A 19,204-nucleotide genomic window follows, 5' to 3' on the forward strand; every position below is an offset into this window, starting at 1 on the left:
AATTGCAAGGCTTGGTGGCAAAGTCGTCTGCTTATCTTTGTTAAATAATCATTATGTGTTGATGTCTACTTGGTTCTATACGTGGGCTTTGCACCCAAAATAAGGTAAACTGGCGCGCGTCTAAAAACACGTCTAAAAAAGCACTAATACGGAAGCATTTTGGACGGCATAGCGCTATTCATCAGTTGCAATATTCATAGGTCTAAATAAGACCAAAGTACAAAAAACAAGGGGCAATACATGGCCATCAATGCGGTACTGCTGGCAGTTATCATTATGCTAGGGCTGTCACTGTCGCGAGTGCACGTAGTGCTCAGTTTATTAATCGGGGCATTGGCAGGTGGGCTATTGGCGGGTCTTGGTATCACCGATACGTTAGACGCCTTTCAAGAAGGGATTCGTAATGGCGCACAGATTGCGCTATCGTATGCTTTGCTGGGAGCTTTTGCAGTAGCGATTGCGCATTCAGGCTTGCCGCAGTCGTTGGCAGGGGCGGTGATTAGACGCATTGATGCTGCTGGTACGAGTGGCATGATTAAGTATATGCTGTTTGCAGGTCTTATCACCATGAGCTGCTTTAGCCAAAACTTAATCCCTATTCATATTGCCTTCATTCCGCTACTGGTACCGCCATTACTACTGGCGTTCAACCGTATGCACATTGATAGACGCCTGATTGCCTGTTTGATTACGTTTGGACTGGTTACCACCTATATGTTTATCCCTTATGGATTTGGTGATATTTACCTCAATCAGATTATGCTAAAAAACGTGGGTGAAGCGGGTATTGATGTTGGTAATATCTCTGTGGTGAAGGCCATGGCGATTCCTGCGCTCGGCATGCTACTTGGTCTGCTAGTCGCTGTATTCTTTAGCTACCGTAAGCCGCGCGAGTATCAGCAGATAGCGATAGACAAACAAGCGCATGATGCGGCTGTCGAAGGGGATGCCCTAAGCAAAACCGCAGCTGACGCTCAGTCACAAAGTAAGCTAAAAACGCTAGTCGCACTGGCTGCTATTGTTACTGCTTTTGTGGTGCAGCTTTATACCGACTCGCTACTGCTCGGCTCGATGTTTGGCTTTGGTGTATTTATGGCGACGGGCGTGGTGAAATGGCATGAGGCTGATGGCGTCTTTAATGACGGTATCAAGCTGATGGCGATGATTGGCTTTATTATGATTACGGCGCAGGGCTTCGCTGAAGTGATGAAAGCCACTGAGCAGATTCAGCCACTCGTTGATGGGGCGGCGTCACTGTTCGGTGGTAACAAAGCGATGGCGGCGTTTATCATGCTCCTCATTGGTCTGATTGTGACCATGGGTATCGGCTCGTCCTTCTCGACCATTCCTATTTTGGCCGCGATTTATGTGCCGCTATGTATCTCTTTGGGGTTCTCGCCACTCGCAACCGTTGCGATTATTGGTACGGCTGGTGCGCTGGGTGATGCCGGTTCGCCTGCGTCAGATTCGACATTGGGACCAACCTCTGGTCTTAATATTGATGGACAGCATGACCATATCAAAGACAGTGTAGTGCCGACATTCTTGCACTATAACATTCCGCTACTGGCATTTGGTTGGATTGCGGCGATGGTGTTGTAATAAATGATTTGAATGGTTATGTTTGATAAGAAGGGTGGGTATGGCAACTATCACGAATAGCAGCTATGCTCGCCCTTTTTCTATCTCTACTAATCGCTCAATCGATGCGTTTTCTAATAATCTTCATCAAAATCCTTAATCTCACCATTCAAACTACCCAAAAACGCATCACTGTCCGCCAGCAACGCATTTAAGCGTTCTTCACTAACGAGCCGTGCCATCTCATCAGCGCTAAAGGGTTGCTCTTGACTGTAGTAACGTTGCACCCTAGCGTCCTCATTGCCTAATGTTTGCAAATACTCATCCACACTGTCTGCACTGGAATCAGCAGCGCTAGAGTCTTTTTTATCAGACTGTTTATTGTTATCACTCATCAAAACCACCTTATGCTGCTTGGCGTAATTAAGCCATCTAACGGCACATCCCACGGCTGACGTTGTAACGCTTCAACCACCTGAAAATCATAACACCAGCCAATTTTAAGCGGTCTTGACGCCCCTGAGCGATAGCTTTTGCCAAGTGTCGTATCATAAAAACCGCCACCCATGCCCATGCGGTTGCCGTGATTATCTACCGCGACTAACGGACAGATAATAACGTCTAATTCGTGCGCCCACAGCAAACGACGATGATGATTTTGCTTCATACCCAAACGATGAATACGGGTTGGTACGTTGACGAGTTTTGAATGATAAACAGGCACAAAACGCAATCGTTTATCATCACTGCCGAGCGAACCAACTACAGGTAAATGAGGTAAATAGCCTAAGCGCCCGCACCAATCCAGCAGTGGCTGAGTGGGTAGCTCGCAAAATCCATCATAATATATTCCGATACGTGCATGTGCTGGCAAGCGCTGCTGTAACTTAGACAAATGCAAGCTTGCAGATAAAGCATATTGTCGCCGTGCAACATCCGTTAATTGACGACGCTGGCGGGTAAAGTGTCGTCTAGGTGGGTTACTTAACGCCGTTTCTTGTGAGTTAAGCGTTTTTGGCTCAGCGAGTATTGTTTCAGAGTGCATAAGTAGACTATCCAATGAGATATCAGATTGATAAAGGGCATTTTTAGACATTCGTTTTTAGGCGTTGACCGAGGCGATTTGTGAATATTCAACACGTCCTAGTCATGCTATCATAACGCCACTTTATATCGTATTCTCCTTTATGTGCAGCAGATGTTGCATTTTTTAGAGCAGTCATAAAACAACAAACCAGTAAAGAGGGTAGTTATGTCGACACAGAATCAGGCAACTCGTACCGAAAAAGACACCATGGGTAACGTAGAAGTCCCAGCTGATGCTTATTGGGGTGCGCAAACCCAGCGTAGCCGCGAAAACTTCAAAATTGGCGGCGAAACATTGCCGCGTCCGATGATTGAAGCGATGGCACTGGTCAAAAAAGCCGCTGCGATTACCAATGCAAGCCTAGAGCGTATCGAAGGCGACAAGCGTGATCTCATCGTACAAGCCGCTGATGAAATCATCAATGGTGGTCTGGTCGATCAGTTCCCACTCGTCGTATGGCAGACAGGTTCTGGCACCCAGTCAAACATGAACATGAACGAAGTACTGGCCAACCGTGCCAACGAAATCGCGGGTTCTGAGCGTGGCAGCTATACGCCAATTCACCCAAATGATCATGTCAACCATGCACAGTCTACCAACGACAGCTTCCCAACAGCGATTCGTGTGGCGGCTGCTCGTCAGATCAATAGCTTGTTGATCCCAGCGGTACAAGCACTGCGTGATACTTTGGATAAAAAAGCCAAAGAATTCGATAGCATCGTAAAAATCGGTCGTACGCATTTGCAAGACGCGACGCCATTGACCCTAGGCCAAGAGTTCAGCGGCTATGTGAGCCAACTTGACCACGCGTTAACTCGTATCGACAATGCGCTACAAGGTCTATATGAATTGCCACTAGGCGGTACTGCGGTAGGTACTGGTCTAAACGCCCATCCTGACTATGCAGTAAAATCAGCTGAGCAGCTATCAACCTTGACTGGCTTACCGTTTGTTACTTCACCAAACAAATTTGAAGCGCTAGCCGCTCGTGATGCCGAAGTATTTGCGTCAGGCGCTCTAAAAACGCTAGCAGGCAGTTTAAATAAAATCGCTAACGACGTACGTTGGTTGGCATCAGGTCCTCGTTGTGGTCTAGGTGAGTTGACGATTCCTGAAAATGAGCCAGGCTCTTCTATTATGCCGGGTAAAGTAAACCCAACACAGTCGGAAGCAATGACCATGGTTGTTGCTCAGGTCATGGGTAACGACACAACTATCAGCATGGCTGGTGCATCAGGTAACTTCGAGCTAAACGTTTATAAGCCAGTGATCGCGTTTAACTTGTTGCAGTCTATCAAACTGCTTGGTGATGCTTGCAACAGCTTCAACGAAAACTGTGCCGTTGGTATCGAGCCAGTAAAAGACAAAATTGATGACTTCTTGCACAACTCATTGATGCTAGTAACGTCATTGAACCGTCATGTTGGCTATGAAAATGCAGCAAAAATCGCTAAAACGGCGTATAAAGAAAACAAAACCTTGAAGCAAGTGGCGGTTGAGCTAGAGCTATTAACTGAAGCGCAATTTGATGAGTGGGTCATTCCTGCTGATATGGTACATCCTAAGTAAGCAGTAGACCAAATAGTGACCTGCTACGGCGTCAGACTCGCTTAATGTACGATAAGTACCATTTGCACTCGTCTTTCTGGTAGCAGCATCGTATTTGTGCCACTGAGAGCTTAGAAATCAAAAAGACCTTGTCGTGTGACAAGGTCTTTTTTTATAGTTAACGTACTGTGCATATAGCAAGCATCCTAGTTTATTTGCAAATATTTAAAGGATGTTAAGGTTTTTATTTTTAACCTCTTATTTAGAAAAATCGTCTTAAGAACAGCTTGAGCCAGCTTTTTGGCATCAAGTCTTTTTCAGTTCTATACTGTACGGCCATAAGCAATTTTTCTAACTTATTTGCCTGTATGGTTAAGTGGTACTTATTCGCAGCTTTTAGCGCAGTATCGAGCCCAACGTATGAGAGGTCGTATTTAATTTTTCTTAACCATTTGTACGCTATATTAAAAGCCTTGATACCGAACGCAGTGTTGTCAGCCAATAAACTAAATTCAAAAATTTTCTCGATAGTCATACGACCCAACCCTACGTTTTTCCAGTCGCTAAATTCTTCTAATTCTTTATCGATACAATCAACTGTTTTTGAGGCATTTTCTGATTGCTCTGTTTTAATATAAAAGTCCAATAAATCTCTATAGCAGCTAATGCTATCCCAATGTGAGTCACTGGCTGCCAGCTCCTCTTTTAGTAGTTCGATGACTTTTAAGTATTCTTTTAATTCAGTATAGGCATGCTTTAAGGTATTCTGTTTATTGACCGAGTCAGGGGTCGTCTCGTTCCATGCTTCAAGATATTTTTTGGCGAGCTCGTAGTTATCTAAATATAAATGGCGCTGATACAAAGTATATAAGTGCTCATCAGCCTCTTGTTTGGGGTAGTTACTCGATAGTTGCGTCCACCATTCTTCTAACGCACTAGCACAACTGTATTGAGAATATAATTCTTGTAAATCATCATAAATCTCTGGGAAGTTATTTTTGATGAATCTCCCTGTTTTATCTTCTAACGCATAAAACATAAACTCGTTATCGATGACAAAACTGGCATCAAAATTTGAATGCTTAGCGTTGTAGAACAAAGGGATGTCGTCTGGATTTTTAAAGCTGGCGAGCAAGTAAGCATTTAAAACAAGAGCATCACTCACACCCCATATTGAACCCTCCTGATGATTCAAAATATCTTGCGTGAATAGATATCTGACCAGCGCTTCATCCTGCGCTTGTAAGTCATATTGCAGCTCGATTAATAAGGCATAACGCGCTTTTGCCTGCTTATCATAACTGACGTCGTAACCATCATCAGACATGAACGTTGACGGTGAGTAGGCGAGCTGTTGCCACAGCGTTTTATCACGACGATATAAAGGTAGTTGCTGCATTTTTCATATTCCAGTTTAAATATGATTGAATCATAAGTCATTTTATCTATTATCAATAAAACTCATTGCTTATCAGATGTTATTTTTCGTTTGCATATATCTTGTGAGTACTCGAAATAACACCTTCTAATTTAGCTCATTCTAAACCAGAAAAAGGCCGAGCAAACCGCTCAGCCTTCTCCACATCAAACATCAAATCTCAATTAAAACTTATAAAGCAGACCAAGTGTCGTTGCCGCTTCAGTACGTGAGTCGACCATTGGGCTATCGTACTGCTCATTGGGTACATAGCTCACACTTTGATTGGCAAATCCCGCCCATTTATCACTGAAGTCATAGTTAGCACTCACGCTGACATACGGATTCAAGCTTGAGTTTGATTTATAAGCGGCAACGCCCGTTTCTGCTGACTCTTCTTCACTGACGCCATAGTAGTATTCGTTATAGTCAGCATCGTGATACTCAAAGCCAATGCTTGGATAGACGGTGAGCTTGCCTTTGCTGATTCTAGCAAGGTAGGTCAAACGACCAGAGTTACCGCCACTACGGTCCAACACATCAGTGTCAAACTGAGCACGTATACCGCCAATAGGGGTGCGGCGCAGATAGCTCAGACCAGCAGCTGCTGAGAGTTTGCGCTCATCGAGACCTTGCAAGTCACCATTGGCGTCGTCAGGATCAAAGCTATTGCCCGATGGCTGCGCATAGATAGACAGCTCATTGGTACCATCATTGACTAAGTACGCGCCAGCTTGGGCACCGCGCGCGTAGAACTTATTATTGTCATAAAAGATACCGGGCAGCACACGTACTTCCGTGCTGTCTTCTAGATCATAGGATGAGTTGACTGCCATCACATTGACCCCAACGCTCAGCTCAGCGTCTTGATCAGCAGGTAGGTTTTTGAACAGTGCGGCGTTAGAGAGGCTTGCTACGCTAAATAGCGCAGTAGCAGTCAACGCGCTAAGCATAGTGCGTGTCGAGATATGAGGTAGCGCTGCAAGTTTTGACATAATTGGGTCTCGTGAGTGAGTATAGATAACTGGGTAATAGCATCAGATAAAACGTGCTCGAAAACGTCAGTAAAAAAGCGTCAATAAAAAAGCAATAATCTAAATAAGTAGGCTATGCGTGAGAGCTATATAGCAATGATAGTTAAGTATGAGCATTTACTCAATGGATTTTAGTACTTGTAGTAACTGCTCATGAATATCTTGCCACCACCAGACAAATCCGATGCTGATCAGTAGCATCACAAGCCAAGGCAGTAGTTGCCAAATGATTGCAGGCTTTATAGGTTCTTTGGGTGGGGCTGTGGGCTGAGTAATATTATTGTGATCTGGGTGGTCAGGTGACGCGGTATGCCTAACTGTGCTGTGATTCATGTCATTGCTACGTATATCTCGCGTATTACTATTATAGCTGTCTATCTCGGAATCATATCGGTCTAGTGTAGGTTGACGGCTATCCAAACCAGCATTTTGATTGTTAAAATCAGTATCTAGGGGAGGTAAATGGGCATCATCATTGCTGTCATGACTATCCTGATTATTGAGTTGATCATTATATTGTGAATTGTACTTACTGTTGTACTGATCGCTATCTTGCTTCCCATAATGATGGGTGGTTTGATAAGGGTTAGCATTGCGCTGCTGCTGAAACGCTGCGTTTTGCAGTGCGACAGCCACTCGCTGACGATAACCAATCACAAAAGCTAAGGCAATGACCAGTCCGGTAATCGCGCCACCAATGTGACCAGCATTATCAATACCTGGTACGGCAAAACCGTAAACAAGGTTGATACCCATGATAAATACCAAGCTCTTAAGGTTCAGCACCATACCATTGACCAATATCTTAAATAGTGCCGCGATTAATAATGCCGCCCCAATACCCATAATACCGCCAGAGGCACCAGCTGATATGCCAGGTTGTCCTGTACCGTCTATAATACCCTGCCATGTGACATAGTTATTGAGCAAATTACCACCGATAGCCGCCAACAAAAACAACGCCAAAAACTTGGCTGAGCCAAACATAGGCTCGGCAATCTGTCCAAAGAAATACATGGCAAAGCCGTTAAATAGCAGATGCATGAGACCAATATGCAAAAACGCACTGCTGACCAATCGCCAGGGCTCGTCACTCATCGTAAAAGGTAGGGCGTTGGCACCCCATGAGAGCAATGCTTCAGTCGATGGGTTGTTGGCATCGACCCCTGTCACTATCTGCAAGACAAACAGCCCAATAAAGCTGGCTAATAGCAAGGTAGTGATAGGGGCTGTTTTTAATAATTGCAAAATGGTCATAAACGCGAGATATCATCAAAATATTGTATATATAGTATAAAGGGTATGCGCAAATAATGTTATGTATCCGCAAGTCATCATGGCACAAGTTTATATAGCTTTAATGGCTGATAGCTCTTAAAACTAGCTAGCTCTTAAGAAGAGACAGTTCTTAGAGATCGGAAGTTCTTAAAAATGGATAGCTCTAAAATTGACCAATTTTGAGATTCTCATAAGTGCCTTTTACCAAGATATCGTCCATTACTTTATTGATATCCGTATGACCGCAGAATGCCATTGAGATATCACATTCTTTATAGATGATCTCGAGAGCACGGCGTACACCATCTTCACCATAAGCGCCCAGTCCATAAAGGAAGGAGCGTCCGATCATTGTGCCTTTCGCACCTAATGCAATGGCTTTTAGCACATCTTGCCCAGAGCGGATACCACTGTCTAGCCAGATCTCGATATCGCTGTTTTCGGCTTGTACTGCCTGTACGATGTCTGCGAGGGCAGAGATAGAAGACAATGCACCATCCAATTGACGCCCGCCATGGTTTGAGACGACTAGGGCGTCCGCGCCACTACGAGCGGCCATGATGGCATCTTCAGGCTCCATGATACCTTTGATGATGAGCTTGCCGCCCCACATGTCTTTGATACGCGCCACATCATCCCAGCTCAAGCGTGGATCAAACTGCTCTTCTGTCCAAGCGCTCAGAGAGGACAAGTCTTCGACACCCTTAGCATGTCCCACGATGTTACCAAACGTGCGACGTTTGGTACCTAGCATATTCATACACCACTGCGGTTTGGTCATGAGATTCATGATATTGGTTAATGTGGGTTTGGGCGGTGCAGATAGCCCGTTTTTAATGTCTTTATGACGTTGTCCGAGCACTTGCAGGTCCGCTGTAAGAATCAGTGCCGAACAATTGGCTTCTTTTGCTCGCCGGATTAGATTGGCCACGTAGTCTTGATCACGCATGACATAGAGCTGAAACCAAAACGGCGCACTGGTATGACTGGCGACATCTTCGATAGAGCAAATACTCATGGTGGAGAGCGAGAAGGGCACGCCAAATTTTTCGGCGGCACGCGCAGCATGAATCTCGCCATCTGCCCACATCATACCAGTGAACCCAGTCGGAGCGATGGCAACGGGCATATTGACGGACTCGCCAATCATTTGTGTCGCTAGACTGCGATTGTCCATATCGACCAGCACCCGTTGGCGCAGCTTGATACGATCAAAGTCAGTCTCGTTACTACGATAAGTCGTCTCAGTCCATGAGCCGGAATCCACATAATCATAGAACATACGAGGTACTTTACGCTCGGCGACACGGCGTAAATCTTCGATTTCGGTTACCTTCTTTAAATCTTGCATCGTTTCTCACCACTCTATCATCGTAATACGGTGTCTTTACTATAAGACGACTGCTATCAAACAAGTAATTGCTGTAAATCCATCACCGAAAACGGATAGTTTAATCGTCTAGATGGCGTCAAAATGACGGGAATAGTTGTGGCAAAATCCATCATAAGTGCCTCATCAAAGTCTGCAATATCGACATTGTGGTAAGTGATTGGTTGTACGGCCTGAAACTGTAAGATTATTTGCTCAGCGATATCACATAAATGACAACCAGAGGTGCCCAGTAGCCACCATTTATGACTGTTTTCAGCAGTTCCAAGGCTAGGGTACTCTGCAATAACACGCGCTCGTAATATTTCTATACTATTATGTGAGTCGTTATGCGAGCTGTTGTGTGAGCTATTATGAGAATTGTTATTGTCGGACATGGTTATTCTCTTATCTTAATACTGGTTAAAAGGCGCCTACTCTTAGTACGTGCTGATAGCAAGCGCTGACAGTACCTGCTAGTAGTACGCGCTGAGCTAAAATTTAAAATACCCCAGTGATTATTACATCATAAAGAAGTGGGGTAAATAATGACAGCGATTGTGAGATTAGGTAAGATGACCTGCTATTGGTCATTATTGAAGACCAATAGCTGACTGCTAATGACTAAGAGCAAAGAGTAGATTGGTGACGATGGGCTCGTCGCTGTTTCTTGGTCATCAATAGAGCGTTCATTTATTACTTTTTTAATCACTCGGATATCGCACATGACAAGTTTTGGCACATTTATCAAACGACTGTTATTGGCAATCATGTTATTACTCGTCGCCTTTCATGTCTTGGTCGCTGGGCTGTTATTAATCTGGAAAACTCAGCCGATCAATAACAGCATGTTTATGCTGACTCATCGTCTCACGGGTGGCACGGTGACGCAGACATGGGCTGAGTATGATGCTATTGCCAAGTCTGCCAAGCAAGCGGCAATCGTGAGTGAGGACTCGACGTTCAGTCAGCACAATGGCTTTGATATAAAAGGTATCAAGGCGGCACAAAAGAAAAACGAAGAGACTGGCACGACGTCTGCTGGTGGCTCAACCATTACGCAGCAACTGGCAAAAAACCTATTTTTGACCTCGCATCGCTCCTATGTCCGTAAAGCGGAAGAGGCTGTCATCACCATCATGATTGAAACGCTATGGGATAAGCAGCGTATTATGACCGCTTATCTCAATGTGGCAGAGTTCGGCAACGGCATCTATGGTATCGACGCGGCGGCGCATCATTATTTTGATAAGTCAGCCGCCAATCTGAATCGAGATGAGTCAGCGCTACTGATTGCCATGCTCACTAACCCAAAGTATTACGAGGACAACCAAGGGGACAGACGTCTGCGCAATAAACAGGCAATTATCAAGAAGCGAATGAAAAACGCTGCATTGCCGCAAGCGTCTTAGAAGTAAATTAGGAATAAACAACCGTATTAACCGGACAGTCGTTACAGTCGTTTATATAGCAGTGTAAATCCATCGTAGGCAGAGTAAAGCAGTAAGGGTGACGAAAAATAAAAGAAATATCGGTCAAAAATACAACAACAGCTGATAATCTTTGAAAAAGCCATTGGTTAAGTCGTATTACGGGCGAGATGATTTTAGATAGACATAAGATGATGGCGTATCGATAACGCAAAAGGAGTAACAACGTGGTAGAGACAAACAACAATCAGGGTAGTGGTGATGCGAGCGAGATGATTGATGTCAATCATCACAGCGAAGATACGGGCGCAAATACAAATCAAGACATGAGTGTAAGCAGTCATCGTGAGGAACTAGCCGAAATAGAGTGGCAGCGCTCAGAAGATGGCAGCTATTCACCCAGCAGTTATATCAATCGAGATTTGTCTCTATTACAGTTCCATCTACGTGTGTTGGCACAGGCATCCAGTAGTCGCCACCCGTTGCTTGAGCGTTTGTTCTTTTTGATTATTTTTTCATCCAACCTCGATGAGTTCTTTGAGATTCGTGTCGCTGGTATCATGCAAAAGCTCAATATCGGTGATGTATCAACCAGCGCCCACGGTATGCGTCCGAGCGAAGTGCTAAACGAGATATCCATTATTACTCATGCTGCGATCAGTGAGCAGTACCGTATTCTTAATGAAGATATTTTGCCCGCACTTGCGCTCGAAGATATTCGCTATCTAAAGCGAGATGAGCTGAATGCTGAGCAGTCTGCTTGGATGAAGCGTTATTTTACTGAGCAAGTATTGCCTGTATTGACCCCCATCAGTATTGATCCTGCCCACCCATTCCCGCGCTTGGTTAATAAAAGCTTGAACTTTATCGCGACACTAGAGGGCAAAGATGCCTTTGGTCGTGATATTAACTTGGCGATTGTACCTGCACCTCGCAGTCTACCGCGTGTCATTCGTCTGCCTGATGAGCTGACTGGCGGCAAAGAACATCATGTGATGCTCTCCGCCATCATTCATGAGCATATCGGTGAGTTGTTCCCGGGTATGAGCGTGACCGGTTGTCATCAGTTCAGACTCACACGCAACGCCGATTTAGATTTGGCAGATGACGTTGAAGACATTGCCAAAGCACTAGAGGGTGAGCTTGAAAACCGCCGCTTTGGTGACAAGGTTCGTCTTGAGGTGACCACAAACTGTCCTGCCCATATTAGCGATTATTTACTCAATGAGTTTGAGTTGCATGACAATCAGCTGTACCGTGTCAATGGTCCTGTCAATCTGACGCGTTTGCTTTTTGATTTTAATCTTCCTGCACTGCGCTATCAGCCATTTACTCATGTCGTGCCAAAAGCATTCCGCCGAGAGATGGACAAGTCAGACAAGTCGACCAGTATGTTTGCTGCGCTGCGTAAGAGCGATGTGCTCGTGCATCATCCTTTTCATGCCTTCTCGCCCATTATCAACTTGCTTTGGCAAGCAGCGAGCGACCCCAAAGTGTTGGCGATTAAGCAGACACTATATCGTTCAGGTACCAATTCAGAAATTGTCAAAGCGCTAGCTGCAGCTGCTCGCAACGGCAAAGAAGTGACGGCTGTTATCGAGTTGCGTGCCCGTTTCGATGAAGCCTCTAACATTGCTGTTGCCAATTATTTGCAAGAGGCAGGGGCAGTTGTGGTCTATGGTATCGTCGGCTACAAGACTCATGCCAAACTCATGCTCATCGTACGCCGTGAGGAAGATAGAATCCGTCGCTATATACATCTAGGAACTGGTAACTATCATGCGGCTAACGCTAAAGTCTATACGGATTATGGCTTGTTCAGTGCTGACCCTGATATCTCAGAAGACGTACATAAGATTTTTCAAGAGCTAACAGGTATGGGTAAACCTGCCAATCTCAAAAAACTGCTACATGCGCCGTTTACCTTGCACGACAAACTGATGAGCTTTATCGATGATGAGATCGCTCATGCCAAAGCAGGCAAGCGCGCTCATATCATTATCAAGGCAAACGCCCTGACTGAGCGTCGTCTTATCGATAAACTATATGACGCGTCGCAGGCAGGCGTCAAAATCGAGCTGATACTACGGTCTATGTGCTGTCTACGTCCGCAAGTAAAAGGGCTGTCTGAGAACATCACCGTACGCTCTGTTATTGGTCGGTTTTTGGAGCATACCCGTATCTATTATTTCTACAATGACGGTGATGAGCGTCTGTATTGTGGTAGTGCCGACTGGATGGATCGTAACTTGTTCCATAGGGTTGAGGTCGCATTCCCGATTGAGAATAGAAAGCTGTTTAAGCAGATTTATCAGGATGGGTTGATCAATTACTTACAAGACAATGTACAAGCATGGACACTGAATGGCACAGGTGTATGGCAGCAGCGACAACCAGTGGCAGGCGAAGAGCCTCACGTCGCACAAGAGCAGTTATTGAAACTGATCAACCGTGTTGAAGAGTCTAACTAATTTGTCAAAATGCATTTAGCAGATTTCTAGCGCTTTAATTAGCTATCCAACCAAGCACTGGTGAATACTGGTGCTTGGTTTTTTTGTGCTGACCAACTGAAAAAGTTACAAACTGTCTTGTAACCTCACATTTATTCACATATTGATACGGCAGTACACTGGTGCAATACACGTTGTCCTACTTATAATTAATCTCGATTGTGACGCTATCTGATCTGTAATCGAAGACTTATTTGTTTGTACTTCATACACTTATATAGTGTCATAAAGTTTCTAAAATAATCGAACTATAAAGAACAGGGAATATATTATGAGCACTACAGACAATGACACCTCAGATATCAAAAAAGCGGTTGATCAAGTGAACAGTCAAGAAATAGAAAAGAACCTAAAAGACAGTAGTAAAACTGATGCTCCCGAGCAGCTAAGTGAAGAAGAGCAAACACCTTTTATTGATGATGCATTACGTACTGATAAATAATAGTCCATATTGGCACTCAAATTAAAATACCAAATTAGCAACTAATAAATAATAATCGTGCGAGGGAGAGACCATGACGATTCAAGGACAGAAAAATAATGAAGAAAAAGTGGTTGTGGACGACCCAGCAGCAACAGTATCAGATAACCCTAAAGACAGTTACGAAGGACGCAAGCACGAGCCAGAAATAGATGGTCCTGAACAAGACTCTCAAGAGACTGACGAAATATACGCTGACCCACGTAAAGAAGAGAACTTACCGGCGGGTGGCAAAAACGTTGCAGAGTTGAATGCTCATGATTTAAGCAGAAAAGCCGACTGATAATTGCTATAAATAGATAATCGTCGTAAATGGCATAGTAAGATCGCTATAAATGGTACATTAAAATTTTAGTGACATAAACGATAATTATAATAAGGACAAGACAATGGAAACCAGAGATCCCGCTTTAGGTAAAACTAAAATAGCAGAAACTGATACTCATGAAACACTAAATGATTCGCAAACAGTCGAGAATCATGATGAATTAGAAGAAAACGTTAGCGAAAATAAAGGCACTGATACGTTTGAAGAAGGTGTGGTAGCGTCTGAACATGTTAACAAAAATGATAATCCAGCACGTCAGCCTGATCGCCGTGATCAGCCAGGTAATGGTTTTGATGATAATATCAATGAAGAAACTGTCCGTAGTGAAGGGCCTGATAGCGATAAAATCAATAATATGAATCGCTATGCAAACATTGATAATGCCCAAACGCGCACTTTGAACCCTGATGACAAAGACTAGTTGCATTGAGAACTAGATGCACTGAGCAGAACCAAGTGAAGACAAATGGCGTCCATAACGCCATTGGCTGTATTTAACGTATCAAGAAAAACTGCACTGAGCCGAAGATATACTCGGCAACAAATAAAAATAATAGGGGATACCGATGACCAAATCACATGATGAGCATGCTACCGATGAATATAGTTTAAAAGATGCAGATGACAACAACGGTATCGTGCCAGATGACGCACTACAGAAAGTAAATCCGGCAGCAGCAGACAAGGCAGCTGGAGATCATGATCCGCACAATGTCGCTAAGAGCAATAAGCAATATGACAGCTCGCTTATGGAAGATGACAAATAGTACTCAATGTATGATAATTTCTACATTAAGCACCAATAGTAAGTACTAATAGCCAGTATCAGCTTTAGTATTAGTAAAAACAAAAAAGGCACTGCAATTGAAAGAGTCTATCACTCTAGCAATTGCAGTGCCTTTTTCTATGTCTGTTGCATATAGTGGTAAACAGACATCAGCGATAAGATATTGGTTATATAGGTATCTCTAGGCAGGCGTGCCACTATGGAAGCGTAGTTCGGCATCAGGACTGTCTATCAGCTCAGCTTCTACTTCCTTGAAAAACGCAACTCGCTCATCGATATTATCTTCTGATAACGATTGAGCCAGCACAAGGTAGTCCTCGAAATGACGGCTCTCTGACTTTAGTAAATAGCGGTAGTACTTTGCTAGGCGTTCATCATCGATAACCTCGGCCAATGCCGCAAAACGTTCGCAAGAGCGCGCCTCAATAAATGCACCAATGATCAATACATCCACCATCGCTGCTGGCTCATAAGTGCGCTTGTGCTTTAGCATACCCTTAGCATAGCGACCAGCACTCAAATATTTCCAGTCCTGACCACGCTCATTCATGATACCTAGCACTTGCTCGTAGTGCAGCATCTCTTCACGTATCAGCTGTGCCAATTTACGCTGCAAGTCATAGGAGAACTCATAACGGAATATTAAGTTCATCGCGGTACCCGCAGCCTTCTTTTCGCAGTTGGCATGATCTTGAATGATCAGTGGCAAGTTATTAAGGGCAGCATCTACCCAAGCTTGTGTGGTGCGCGCGCCCAAAAAACTATAAACAGGAGACAGATCTACTTTGATAGGGGAGCGCAGATGCGCGATATCGACACTGTCTTCCTCAATTTCGTTACAGTCCTGTGCGATAACGTCTGTTTTGGAAACATTTGCTTTAGAGATACTGTGTTCAGCTGCTTCTTGAGAGCTATCATCATGAGCTTTGCATTTGTTAATCGTATCTGACGGCATGAATGTTGAGAGTTCTGGCTGGTTTATGGTCATAGTATAAAAGAACTTTTTTATAAGTGTGGGTTTAGGACAACTGGTTGGCAAGCGTTTGCAACACGATTGATATTAGCTTCTATCTACCAGTCTATGTATTGAATGATAGAGGGTATTTGAACACTACTTTACATAATAATGGCTACTTACTATTCAGATGAAACTGAGCATTCACAAGTTTGTGTTGGGCAGCCATAGCCTCTATAGCTTGCGCTCTGTACGGTATCATTATTATACAACCTCAATATTTATCTACTAAATGAGGATTGCTTGTTTATTTTATTATTTGATAGTAGGATGATATTCTGCTTTTTAGGCATAGTGTCTTACTACTGATTGTCATTTAGTAGCGGGTAGCGAGCATTATAGCAACTGCTAATCCTGTATCAAAATATAAGATTTATACAGTCTTTCTTTATAAATGGTCGAAAATCCCTGCTACGATATTGAACATACATTATATGTTGGTATGTATGCTGATTGCTAACTTATATACATAGCCATTGGCAACATGTATTTTTCAACAGTGATCATTACAACTTAGTATTACCACACCTCACAAACAAATAAGGATAACAACATGGGCCAGTCTTCTAACGCCAATCGTATTCAAAAAGGTATTCTTGCCATCGACCAGCAGTTGTATGACTTTATTGAAAATGAAGTGCTACCAAAAGTCGGTGTCGACTCAGACAGTTACTGGTTGGGCTTTGAAAAGGTTATTAAAGAATTCACACCACGTAACAAAGCGCTGCTTGCGACTCGAGACATGATTCAAGCGCAGATTGACGAGTGGCACTTGCAAAACCCTGCTAAAGAGGGCGAGATTGATTATCCAGCTTATAAAGAATTCCTAAAAGAAATCGGTTATTTGTTACCAGAGGATGATGACTTTACGGTCGATACAAAAAACGTCGATGATGAAATTGCTCATATTGCAGGACCACAGCTAGTCGTACCAGTACGTAATGCTCGTTACGCGCTTAACGCGACCAATGCGCGTTGGGGCAGCTTATATGATGCGTTGTACGGCACCGATGTAATCAGTGACGAAAATGGTCAAGAAGCAACAGGCAGCTATAATCCTACTCGCGGTGCAGCCGTTGTTGCCTATGCTAAGGCATTCTTGGACGAACATTTCGCATTAGCATCAGGGTCGTATAACGATGTGACTGGCTTTAAGATTATCGATGGTCAGCTTGAGGTTGTACAAGGCGATAGCACTACCGCGCTACAAGACACCAGTAAATTTGTCGGTTTCGTTGGTGCAGCTGACGAGCCTACTGGCGTGCTACTAAAAAATAACGGCTTGCATGCTGAGATTCAGATTGATGCCAGTCATCCAGTCGGCAAAGATGATCCAGCAAATATTAAAGATGTGCTACTTGAGTCAGCCATGACCGCGATTCAAGATTGTGAAGACTCAGTTGCTGCTGTAGATGCAGAAGAAAAAGTTGAAGTCTATCGTAACTGGCTCGGCCTGATGAACAGCGATCTACAAGAAACCTTCGAAAAAGGTGGCAAGACACGTACTCGTAAACAAAACCCAGACCGTGAATACAATACACCAGATGGTGGCAAGCTAATCCTACCAGGTCGCTCGCTACTGTTAATCCGTAATGTTGGTCATTTGATGCAAAACCCTGCAATTTTAGTTGATTTGGGCGACGGTCAGGAGCAAGTGTTTGAGGGCCTAATGGATGGTCTAATCACGCCATTATTAACGCTTAACGACATCAAAGGCAAAAACGAGCTATCAAACTCACGTAAAGGCTCTATGTATATTGTTAAACCAAAAATGCATGGCCCTGAAGAAGTCAAGATGGCCAACGATTTGTTTGATGCGTCAGAGGACTTGCTGGGTCTAGAGCGCAATACGCTCAAAATCGGTATCATGGACGAAGAGCGCCGTATGACGGTCAACCTAAAAGAAGCCATTCGCCAAGCAAAAGAGCGCGTTATCTTCATCAATACAGGATTCCTAGATCGTACTGGTGATGAGATGCACACCAGTATGAATGCAGGTCCATTTGTACCAAAAGGTGAAATGAAATCGCAAGCATGGCAGCCAGCTTACGAGCAATGGAATGTGGATATCGGTCTAGAAACAGGTCTACAGGGACATGCTCAGATTGGTAAAGGTATGTGGGCGAAGCCTGATGAGATGAAAGAGATGATGGAGACTAAGGCGGCTCATCCTAAGTCTGGTGCCAGCACTGCTTGGGTACCATCACCAACAGGTGCTACCTTGCATAGCATCCACTATCATCAAGTCAGCGTAGCCGACGTACAAGACAACCTAAAATCACGTGAGCGCGCCAGCTTAGATGATATTTTGACTATTCCATTGGCAAAGAACACCAATTGGACTGATGAAGAGAAGCAGCAAGAGCTTGAAAACAATGCTCAAGGTATCTTGGGGTATGTGGTACGCTGGGTAAATCAGGGCGTTGGCTGCTCTAAAGTACCTGACATTAATGATGTCGGCCTAATGGAAGATCGCGCGACCTTGCGTATCTCTAGTCAACATATTGCCAATTGGTTGCATCATGGTGTCGTCAGCGAGCAGCAAGTGATGGATACCATGAAGCGCATGGCGAAAGTCGTTGATGAGCAAAATGCAGGCGATAGTGATTATCAGACAATGGCTGATAACTTTGATAGCTCTTATGCCTTCAAAGCAGCTTGTGATTTGGTATTTAAAGGTCGCGAGCAGCCTAGTGGTTATACAGAGCCACTATTGCATCAAGCACGTCTTGATCTAAAAGCAGACGCTTAAGCTTCAAATTAGATATATCAAAACCTTCTAATACCCAAAGTATAGAAGCCAATATTGCTTATTTGTGACTGTCAAATATGTCAAAAATAAGACAATAGACCTTCTATCGATGCTGATTATTTATCGATAATTAGCATGTATTACGGTTGATTTAGCCGTATTTATTAACATTGTTAGTAATGATATTAACCAATAAAAGCCCTATCTAATTGAGTAGATAGGGCTTTTTTTTGTGAGTGGCCAAAGTTTGATAGTGGTTATGTATTCGATACTGGATGTATCGAAAAAGCAAAAAAACATGTTGCAAATTATGTCAAAGTTGTTATGCTTGTATTCGAAGTATGAGTTTGGTAACGGATGTTACGCACGGAGCAATAAAAAATTAAGTTTACATGGCAGTTACGTTGTTTAATCCCAGTCATGTGAGTCATGGTTTTTTATCTTACTGTAATAGAAATTCGCCACACTTGTTTCTGACTAATCTCGGTAGCCAGTTACACATTATATCTTTGAGGATTTGTGACGATACCATTATGGGCGCCAGCTACTTATAGCTTGCTCATTACTACAATTGTAAAGTGGAGATA

17 protein-coding genes are annotated in these 19,204 nt (G+C 43.8%); 9 read left to right on the forward strand and 8 right to left on the reverse strand.

The window, feature by feature from the left end; translation table 11 throughout:
* The first annotated feature begins 240 nt into the window (after nucleotides 1-240).
* Nucleotides 241-1,602 (forward strand): Na+/H+ antiporter family protein, encoded by a 1,362-nt coding sequence (locus tag AC5JPO_RS11855; protein WP_443525946.1) that lies wholly within the window; start codon nucleotides 241-243, stop codon nucleotides 1,600-1,602.
* A 113-nt stretch (nucleotides 1,603-1,715) separates the two neighbouring features.
* On the opposite strand, the gene AC5JPO_RS11860 is transcribed toward AC5JPO_RS11855, so the two are convergent.
* Together AC5JPO_RS11860 and AC5JPO_RS11865 are read right to left on the reverse strand one after the other, a co-directional pair.
* Nucleotides 1,716-1,976, reverse strand: coding sequence for a hypothetical protein (locus AC5JPO_RS11860; RefSeq protein WP_443525948.1), 261 nt, complete (start codon nucleotides 1,974-1,976; stop codon nucleotides 1,716-1,718).
* Nucleotides 1,976-2,626 (reverse strand): 5-formyltetrahydrofolate cyclo-ligase, encoded by a 651-nt coding sequence (locus tag AC5JPO_RS11865; protein ID WP_443525949.1) that lies wholly within the window; start codon nucleotides 2,624-2,626, stop codon nucleotides 1,976-1,978. Before AC5JPO_RS11865 ends, AC5JPO_RS11860 begins: the two co-directional genes overlap by 1 nt.
* Nucleotides 2,627-2,833: 207 nt before the next feature.
* Here AC5JPO_RS11865 and fumC point away from each other — a divergent pair, with 207 nt between their 5' ends.
* The gene (gene fumC / locus AC5JPO_RS11870) at nucleotides 2,834-4,237 is read left to right on the forward strand and encodes a class II fumarate hydratase (protein ID WP_443525951.1); all 1,404 of its coding nucleotides are present in this window, start codon (nucleotides 2,834-2,836) and stop codon (nucleotides 4,235-4,237) included.
* A gap of 241 nt (nucleotides 4,238-4,478) precedes the next feature.
* Here fumC and AC5JPO_RS11875 read toward each other — a convergent pair whose 3' ends face one another.
* The 5 genes from AC5JPO_RS11875 to AC5JPO_RS11895 all read right to left on the reverse strand — a co-directional run bounded on the left by AC5JPO_RS11875 (nucleotide 4,479) and on the right by AC5JPO_RS11895 (nucleotide 9,712).
* Complete coding sequence (locus AC5JPO_RS11875) at nucleotides 4,479-5,615, reverse strand: hypothetical protein (protein ID WP_443525952.1); 1,137 nt, start codon at nucleotides 5,613-5,615, stop codon at nucleotides 4,479-4,481.
* A 203-nt stretch (nucleotides 5,616-5,818) separates the two neighbouring features.
* Complete coding sequence (locus AC5JPO_RS11880; RefSeq protein WP_443525954.1) at nucleotides 5,819-6,628, reverse strand: MipA/OmpV family protein; 810 nt, start codon at nucleotides 6,626-6,628, stop codon at nucleotides 5,819-5,821.
* Between the two features lie 156 nt (nucleotides 6,629-6,784).
* Entirely contained in the window at nucleotides 6,785-7,924 is a 1,140-nt protein-coding gene (locus tag AC5JPO_RS11885) for a rhomboid family intramembrane serine protease (protein ID WP_443525955.1), read from the reverse strand.
* A gap of 184 nt (nucleotides 7,925-8,108) precedes the next feature.
* Nucleotides 8,109-9,296, reverse strand: coding sequence for an alpha-hydroxy acid oxidase (locus AC5JPO_RS11890; RefSeq protein ID WP_443525957.1), 1,188 nt, complete (start codon nucleotides 9,294-9,296; stop codon nucleotides 8,109-8,111).
* 56 nt (nucleotides 9,297-9,352) lie between these two features.
* Nucleotides 9,353-9,712: a glutaredoxin family protein gene (locus AC5JPO_RS11895; RefSeq protein ID WP_443525959.1), complete on the reverse strand. Its 360-nt coding sequence runs from the start codon at nucleotides 9,710-9,712 to the stop codon at nucleotides 9,353-9,355.
* A gap of 327 nt (nucleotides 9,713-10,039) precedes the next feature.
* Here AC5JPO_RS11895 and mtgA point away from each other — a divergent pair, with 327 nt between their 5' ends.
* The 6 genes from mtgA to AC5JPO_RS11925 all read left to right on the forward strand — a co-directional run bounded on the left by mtgA (nucleotide 10,040) and on the right by AC5JPO_RS11925 (nucleotide 14,830).
* Nucleotides 10,040-10,726, forward strand: coding sequence for a monofunctional biosynthetic peptidoglycan transglycosylase (mtgA, locus tag AC5JPO_RS11900; protein WP_443525961.1), 687 nt, complete (start codon nucleotides 10,040-10,042; stop codon nucleotides 10,724-10,726).
* Nucleotides 10,727-11,070: 344 nt separating this feature from the next.
* Nucleotides 11,071-13,215 carry a polyphosphate kinase 1 gene (ppk1, locus tag AC5JPO_RS11905; RefSeq protein ID WP_443526059.1) on the forward strand — a complete coding sequence of 715 codons (2,145 nt, stop codon included), beginning with the start codon at nucleotides 11,071-11,073 and terminating at the stop codon, nucleotides 13,213-13,215.
* A 310-nt stretch (nucleotides 13,216-13,525) separates the two neighbouring features.
* Nucleotides 13,526-13,696, forward strand: coding sequence for a hypothetical protein (locus AC5JPO_RS11910; RefSeq protein ID WP_319051273.1), 171 nt, complete (start codon nucleotides 13,526-13,528; stop codon nucleotides 13,694-13,696).
* Between the two features lie 73 nt (nucleotides 13,697-13,769).
* The gene (locus AC5JPO_RS11915) at nucleotides 13,770-14,018 is read left to right on the forward strand and encodes a hypothetical protein (protein WP_443525963.1); all 249 of its coding nucleotides are present in this window, start codon (nucleotides 13,770-13,772) and stop codon (nucleotides 14,016-14,018) included.
* Between the two features lie 106 nt (nucleotides 14,019-14,124).
* Entirely contained in the window at nucleotides 14,125-14,484 is a 360-nt protein-coding gene (locus AC5JPO_RS11920; protein WP_443525965.1) for a hypothetical protein, read from the forward strand.
* Between the two features lie 145 nt (nucleotides 14,485-14,629).
* Entirely contained in the window at nucleotides 14,630-14,830 is a 201-nt protein-coding gene (locus AC5JPO_RS11925) for a hypothetical protein (RefSeq protein WP_443525966.1), read from the forward strand.
* Nucleotides 14,831-15,031: 201 nt separating this feature from the next.
* On the opposite strand, the gene AC5JPO_RS11930 is transcribed toward AC5JPO_RS11925, so the two are convergent.
* Complete coding sequence (locus tag AC5JPO_RS11930; protein ID WP_443525968.1) at nucleotides 15,032-15,838, reverse strand: MiaE family protein; 807 nt, start codon at nucleotides 15,836-15,838, stop codon at nucleotides 15,032-15,034.
* A gap of 580 nt (nucleotides 15,839-16,418) precedes the next feature.
* Between AC5JPO_RS11930 and AC5JPO_RS11935 the strand changes: the two genes are divergently transcribed.
* A complete protein-coding gene (locus AC5JPO_RS11935; RefSeq protein WP_443525970.1) occupies nucleotides 16,419-18,617 on the forward strand; it encodes a malate synthase G in 2,199 nt (732 codons plus the stop codon).
* The last annotated feature ends 587 nt before the right edge of the window (nucleotides 18,618-19,204 follow it).

It is taken from the genome of Psychrobacter sp. H25, assembly GCF_059076335.1.

Coding starts and splice junctions, on each gene's coding strand:
- AC5JPO_RS11920 (WP_443525965.1), top strand. CDS start 14,125: ATGGAAACCAGAGATCCCGCTTTAGGTAAAACTAAAATAGCAGAAACT.
- AC5JPO_RS11895 (WP_443525959.1), bottom strand. CDS start 9,712: ATGTCCGACAATAACAATTCTCATAATAGCTCACACAACAGCTCGCAT.
- AC5JPO_RS11930 (WP_443525968.1), bottom strand. CDS start 15,838: ATGACCATAAACCAGCCAGAACTCTCAACATTCATGCCGTCAGATACG.
- AC5JPO_RS11885 (WP_443525955.1), bottom strand. CDS start 7,924: ATGACCATTTTGCAATTATTAAAAACAGCCCCTATCACTACCTTGCTA.
- AC5JPO_RS11910 (WP_319051273.1), top strand. CDS start 13,526: ATGAGCACTACAGACAATGACACCTCAGATATCAAAAAAGCGGTTGAT.
- fumC (WP_443525951.1), top strand. CDS start 2,834: ATGTCGACACAGAATCAGGCAACTCGTACCGAAAAAGACACCATGGGT.
- AC5JPO_RS11860 (WP_443525948.1), bottom strand. CDS start 1,976: ATGAGTGATAACAATAAACAGTCTGATAAAAAAGACTCTAGCGCTGCT.
- AC5JPO_RS11935 (WP_443525970.1), top strand. CDS start 16,419: ATGGGCCAGTCTTCTAACGCCAATCGTATTCAAAAAGGTATTCTTGCC.
- AC5JPO_RS11855 (WP_443525946.1), top strand. CDS start 241: ATGGCCATCAATGCGGTACTGCTGGCAGTTATCATTATGCTAGGGCTG.
- ppk1 (WP_443526059.1), top strand. CDS start 11,071: ATGAGTGTAAGCAGTCATCGTGAGGAACTAGCCGAAATAGAGTGGCAG.
- AC5JPO_RS11925 (WP_443525966.1), top strand. CDS start 14,630: ATGACCAAATCACATGATGAGCATGCTACCGATGAATATAGTTTAAAA.
- mtgA (WP_443525961.1), top strand. CDS start 10,040: ATGACAAGTTTTGGCACATTTATCAAACGACTGTTATTGGCAATCATG.
- AC5JPO_RS11915 (WP_443525963.1), top strand. CDS start 13,770: ATGACGATTCAAGGACAGAAAAATAATGAAGAAAAAGTGGTTGTGGAC.
- AC5JPO_RS11890 (WP_443525957.1), bottom strand. CDS start 9,296: ATGCAAGATTTAAAGAAGGTAACCGAAATCGAAGATTTACGCCGTGTC.
- AC5JPO_RS11880 (WP_443525954.1), bottom strand. CDS start 6,628: ATGTCAAAACTTGCAGCGCTACCTCATATCTCGACACGCACTATGCTT.
- AC5JPO_RS11875 (WP_443525952.1), bottom strand. CDS start 5,615: ATGCAGCAACTACCTTTATATCGTCGTGATAAAACGCTGTGGCAACAG.
- AC5JPO_RS11865 (WP_443525949.1), bottom strand. CDS start 2,626: ATGCACTCTGAAACAATACTCGCTGAGCCAAAAACGCTTAACTCACAA.